1 protein-coding gene is annotated in these 2,037 nt (G+C 45.7%); it reads left to right on the top strand.

The genetic code is table 11. The features are described from left to right. Nucleotides 1-346 precede the first annotated feature (346 nt). A complete protein-coding gene (locus A3761_RS16795) occupies nucleotides 347-1,789 on the top strand; it encodes a capsule assembly Wzi family protein (RefSeq protein WP_068750551.1) in 1,443 nt (480 codons plus the stop codon). Nucleotides 1,790-2,037 lie beyond the last annotated feature (248 nt).

Here is a 2,037-nt window from a genome sequence, read left to right as displayed (position 1 = left end):
AGGTGTGTCTCCATCTCTTCCTCTGTGCAGCGAAGCGCCCGGTGTCCTCTGTGGTTCTTCGGTTTATCCCTTAAAGATCAAAACACAAAAGACGGTTCACCACAGAGGGCACAGAGCGGCCTGCGGCCTACACAGAGAAAAGATAAAAACAGAGAAAAGATAAAAGCCTTTTTAGGTGTGTCTCCATCTCTTCCTCTGTGTAGCGAAGCGCTCGGTGTCCTCTGTGGTTTAAGTTCTTTTCGCTTTTACCTTTAAGTGCAAAACCCCTATAATGCCCAGCCATAGAATCAACCACTAAAAAGTCTAATTCGTGTCTATCAAATCTAAGCTTCTCAGCACCCTTGTAATGTCCCTTTCTCTTGTTATGGCTGCCTCGGTAAACGCTGCGCCATGGATTGATGTAGGTGACCTTAGGCTTCGAAATAATCTTCAGCTACTCAATGATGCAGAAGTGATCGATATCTCTTTAACGACCTGGCCGCTTATGTGGGCGGACGTAAAAAGTGCATTAGCAGAAGCTGATCATTCGAAGCTCAATTCAGCGCAAAAAACTGCGATTAGAGAATTACGCTTTGAGCTACGTAAGCAGACTAAGTCCGGTATTAAAAAAAGCCTTGAAGTGACAGCGGGCAGTGCTAGGCCATTATTAAGAGATTTTGGTTCTTTCCAGCAAGAAAAAGGAGAGATCCATAAAACAATGGAGGGTGATAGTGAAAGCTTTGCCTTCAGGCTTCAAGCTAATGTCATGACAGATCCTGGTGATGATGCCGTCCAGACAGACTTTTATGGCTCCTATTTGGCTGGCGTGCTGGGCGGTCGTGATGGCAACTGGGTATTGGGTGTTGGCGCAGTCGATCAATGGTGGGGCGCGGGTTCTCAGTCGAGTTTGATCCTGACAAATAATGCCGAGCCGGTACCGAGCGTATTCTTAAGAACCAAGCAGGGGCAGCGTTTTGATACACCTTTGCTCTCGTGGTTAGGAGAGTGGCAATTTGTATCTTATATTGGTCAGCTAGAAAGTAAGCGCACAATACCTGAGGCAAAACTTACTGGCATGCGTTTTACCTTTAGGCCGTTGAAAGGTCTTGAGTTTGGACTATCCCGTGCGATGCAGTGGGGTGGAGAAGGGCGTGATGAAGACTTGTCTACCTTCTGGAAGTCGCTTACTTCGCAGGGTGAAAATACAGCCAAGCAAGCGGGGAATCAGTTGGCTGGCTTCGATGTACGTTATGGCTTTGCATTGACTGATACGCTGGGTGCGGCCTTCCACGCACAAACAATTGGTGAAGACGAAGCGGGCTATATGCCATCGCGACGCACCCATCAAGCGGGCGTTCAACTTTCCCAAACACTAGAAGATAGCGCTTTCCTAAAGTACGAGTTGGAATACGCAAATACCATTGCGGATGGCTTTGAGACAGTATTTTATAATACCACCTATGAACATAGTCTTTATGAAAGTGGCTATCGCTATCATGGGCGTACGCTTGGTGCTAGTTTTGATAATGACTCAGAGGTTTTGTCCTTCGGGATGAGTCTTCAAAATGGTGATGGTTCGCTTTGGAGTGCGCGTGCCAGCTATTTACAGTTAAATGAAGATGGTGGCGTCAGAGGAAATGGGGTTTCTCTGAGTGCTCAATCACTTTATATGGCGGAATTTTATCACCAGTGTTTCATCTTTGATGGCCGTTTCAAAGCAGGGCTGACTTACCTAAGTAAAGACGTTGATACAGCGTTTACGTATGTAGAGCGCTTAGCTGCTTCGGTCTCATGGGAGTATCGATACTAGGGCTTGTGAAGTGTAAAAGCAGGCCTGTCATGCTATTATTCGCTTAGTCTAACGACAAGGCTTTTACCAATGATTATCAAGGAGGATAAGAGAATGGATAAAACAAAAGTGGACGATATGCTAATTCAAATGATACAGCCCAAACTCGAAGAGATTGAAACCCGCTTCTCAAACGGTGAGGGCCTAAGTAGTGAAGATATCAATACACTGCTGCTTAAGTCGCAATATAATCATATCAATCATTTAGA

This window comes from Oleiphilus sp. HI0123 (assembly GCF_001635315.1).
This window is presented reverse-complemented; position numbering and strand designations above follow the sequence as displayed.